This is a genomic window from Dyella sp. C9 (genome assembly GCF_003332825.1).
In the GTDB taxonomy this organism is placed as follows: Bacteria; Pseudomonadota; Gammaproteobacteria; order Xanthomonadales; family Rhodanobacteraceae; genus Dyella.
The window spans coordinates 1-3,569 of the sequence record NZ_QIRF01000032.1 but is presented as its reverse complement, the minus strand read 5'-3'; the positions used below and the strand labels follow the sequence as shown (position 1 = coordinate 3,569).

Below are 3,569 nucleotides of genomic sequence, written 5' to 3'. Positions count from 1 at the left end.
AAGCTCGCCATCAACGACACCCCTGATTCGTCACATTCATCGTTGCATCCAAGTTTATGGAGGCGCTGAGGTCCGCTTTGGGTCGAAAGCGGACTCTCGATCTGGAGTTACGCCGAGCGTTCCCCGTTCAGTCGAGCCTGAAAGGCTCGGAAAGCAGGATCGGAAGCCCAATCATCAACCGCCATCCGGAATTCGCTCCAAGCATCTTCGAGCTCACTGCAATGCCCAAGCTTGGTTTCAGTGAAGTTCCAACGCGGTCCAGCGGTAAATTGCAGTTTCACCGGCCGTTCGAGCAAACCGGCTTTCGCTTTGGGCAAAAGCGCTAGAACTTCGGGCGTGAGTACACAATCGGCGTTCTCATACCCTTGGCCCTTAGCCACCTCCACAGCCCGCTCAAGTCTCTCGGCAGCCGCTCTTATTAGATCGAGATCCATTGCTTGCCTGTCTCCGTTCCCTGTGCTCTACGAATTTAGGTCCGCTTTGGGTCGGAAGCGGACACTTTCACACAGGTGAACTGTGGCGACTCAGGCACCGCCAACCGGCGTAATGAGTTGCAGCCGCGGGTCACCCGAACGCATTTCATCCTCAGGCATCGCATCTGGCGACTCATTGGCTAGCGACTTACCGATCCAAGGCAGCTCTTGGCGCGGCCCCGGGATATAGGTCTTCCAGTGGCCATACGGTTGTTCGGCGGTCGGCGTTCCGATCACTTTGATGTGAAAAACCACAGGGGAGCGTACAAGCCAAAACGGATCGTCAACATGGGCCCCGTTGCTCGGGGGGGTGTACGTCCAGTGGCGTGCAGCATCCAGCGCGGCATCGGCCAGCAGTTTCCGGTAGTGCTTCATGTCCACTTCGCTACTGTACTGGTCCAGATTCACCTGCTCGGCAAACGCCTCCTCCACGGTCCCATCGCGACCAATGCGCAGGAGCAAGTAGGCGGTACCGCTCACCCGGGCATCAACCGCTTCTGTCGGATAGCGCGGCTGACGCGAACGATCCTTGATCGTGGCCCATTCGCCACCGGGGCCCGGTTGGAAGAATGAGGCACCTTCGACGGTCACCTTGTAGTTGCCATCAGCCATTGGCTTGGCGACCACCCTAAGACTTACCTTGCTATGCACTAATTCGTCGGTGGGCTCAGACAGCTTGAATGCCCATGAGGACAAGGCCTTGCCGACCACCCCGACCACGGCTGGCGGCAACTTCTCAGGTTGGTCCAGCGCATAGCTGTGGAGCGAGCCGCTCGGATCCACGTCGATGATACCCGTCACCAGCATCGTGGCCTCGGCGGTCTTGCGTACATCCTCAGGCGAGGCTGCACCAGCGGCAGCCGACATGTCAGCGACGCTGGCAAGCAAGCACCCGCACATCAAGATAGCAACTACACGTTTCATAGGCGCTCCATCGGAAAGCCCTGATTCTGCCGCACCGTTGATTGGTCTCGGAAGCCGTTCTGTGGACCGACGATTCGCTAGCCGGGTGGGTCACCTTGCTGCTGTTGCCCAAGGCAGGCCACCCTAGAAGGTCCGCTGGGGGTCGGAAGCGGACAATTCACGACTTCAAATGGAAACCCGTGATCAAGATCAATAGACCGACGACCAGCGCCGCTCCCATCGCCATCCAAAGCCTGGTTCCTCTCGGCAGCAGGGCCAAGGTCAATACAGCGCCTCGTCCGCAGCCGTGCTCCTGAGTAGGGGCGCAAGTAGGGACTTAAAATATGCCATAAACAAAAAAGCCGCTAAATCAGCGGCTTAGATGCGTTCTTGGCGGAGAGAGTGGTGTGGGATCACCCTCTTCCACCCCAAGGCTTTGCCCCACATACCGCGTGGTTTGGGTTGTGGAGTGATCCTGCCCGAGCTCGGGAGGACCTTCAAGCAGAAACAGCCCCTGAAGCAACCTTACTGAGAATCACTTTAAGGTGACCCAATTCGGTAGCCTCTATTCGCCCGGTAGCATGCTCGTAATAGGCCTGGTAGAACTTGAAATCTTCACGTTGATGCTGTTGGCATTTCTCGTCAATGATCTTCATGATGGCCAACTTATCCGCATCCGTGGTGTTTAGTCCGAAAATAATTCCTTCCAGGTCTGCGAAGTCATAGTTGGCAACGCGGTCCGCTTTGTCCGAAAAATCTAAAATATTGCCATACAGTACAAGCCTGTACTCCTGCTCATACTCCCAATCCTTCAGCTTGGTCGTTGCGCTGACCATGAAAGCCTTCCAAAAGTCATCGCGCTTCTCTTCGGAGAAATCCCCTCCAAAGTCACAAATGCTCACGCGACCATCTTGAGATCGATGCCAATCTCGATTGAGCACCGGTGCACTGACACCCCCAAGCGACCTAAAGAAGTCGATGGCGACGAACTTAGATTGATACGTAACCGGCAAAAGCGGATGCGGAACATCCCCCTTGGTAGCCCCAGTAACACTGCTCCAGCCACACACACGGTTCAATGTCAGTCCTGACCACTCGCTTTCTTTCTTAACCCTAAACTTGAGGCAAACGCCCTGATGGCGGTCACCATACGTGCCCCAGACTGCCGAGTTATGAAAGTCCTTGCTGAAACACGCGGTATACCATTCCGGGTAGACGAGCCGTTCAATGTTTCGGACGTACTGCTCAGGAAAGCTTAGGAACACAAAGCCAGAGTTCCTCTTAGAAGCATCAAAAATACCGTTGTATTTATCTATCAAAGCGACCTGTTTCATAGCCTCATTCAAGGAGGCAAACAACCGCTCCGATGCATGCTCGCCACTTGAACTACCTTCCTCAATGAGGTTGACCATGTGCACCGAATCGGCCACTTTGGCGAGCTTGCTCTTGGCATTTTCGATAGCCTCATCGACGCCTAAAAAAGGCGGATGGACCTTGCGACGAGCAAACACTCTTGCAACACATGGAACGGCAAGCTCATGTACATTGCGCAGATAAAATTCTAGCTCATTACGTCGAACAGGCTGAACTCTGGCAGCAATTCGCTGAACGCACTCACTCAGCTCTGATTGTGATAGAACTTCGCTCAGCGCCTCATCGTGGAGGACTCTAAGCTCATCCGTAAGACGCTCGGGACGCGCATCGAGGACAGGAATCATGTCCCACGTTAAATCATGTTCTTCTTGAGCTATACAAAGAAAGAAAAATGCGTGGGCCATGCATTGGATGTAGTGCCGGAAAAGATTGCCCCAAACAATGTCATCGCCACTCCAGAAGATATCTTTGAACCCTTCCATCGGGTCGTTCAACTCTTCGAGCTTCGCGAAGTAGATGCTTTGCTTCTGGAGCTCTTGGTAGTTTTCGAGCAACGCCCTGGCTGATCTAAACCGGTAGATGTAATCTTCCATACGCCGTGGCTGCCCCAAAATTCTCTTCATCTTCGGCCAATCTAGGCCCCGACCTTCTCCAAAACATCATCTCATAAGAGAGGACCATTTATGGCCGTCAATCTGAAAACCCTATCTGCGAACGAGCTAGAAGCCCTTGTCGCCTTCCCGTAATCTCACTCCACACATAACTGGAGGTCTCCAGGCAAACTAGCCCCAAGGAGACCCACGATGCGCAAGAGCAAGT

At 54.2% G+C, this 3,569-nt stretch carries 3 protein-coding genes; all 3 read right to left on the bottom strand.

Annotation, left to right across the window (positions count from 1 at the left end; translation table 11 throughout):
- Window positions 1-107: 107 nt before the first annotated feature.
- The 3 genes from DVU99_RS19875 to DVU99_RS19530 all read right to left on the bottom strand — a co-directional run bounded on the left by DVU99_RS19875 (window position 108) and on the right by DVU99_RS19530 (window position 3,373).
- Window positions 108-434, bottom strand: coding sequence for a hypothetical protein (locus tag DVU99_RS19875; RefSeq protein ID WP_157971503.1), 327 nt, complete (start codon window positions 432-434; stop codon window positions 108-110).
- Window positions 435-524: 90 nt separating this feature from the next.
- Complete coding sequence (locus DVU99_RS19535) at window positions 525-1,397, bottom strand: energy transducer TonB (RefSeq protein WP_114241906.1); 873 nt, start codon at window positions 1,395-1,397, stop codon at window positions 525-527.
- A 476-nt stretch (window positions 1,398-1,873) separates the two neighbouring features.
- Window positions 1,874-3,373 carry a DUF2971 domain-containing protein gene (locus tag DVU99_RS19530; RefSeq protein ID WP_114241905.1) on the bottom strand — a complete coding sequence of 500 codons (1,500 nt, stop codon included), beginning with the start codon at window positions 3,371-3,373 and terminating at the stop codon, window positions 1,874-1,876.
- Window positions 3,374-3,569 lie beyond the last annotated feature (196 nt).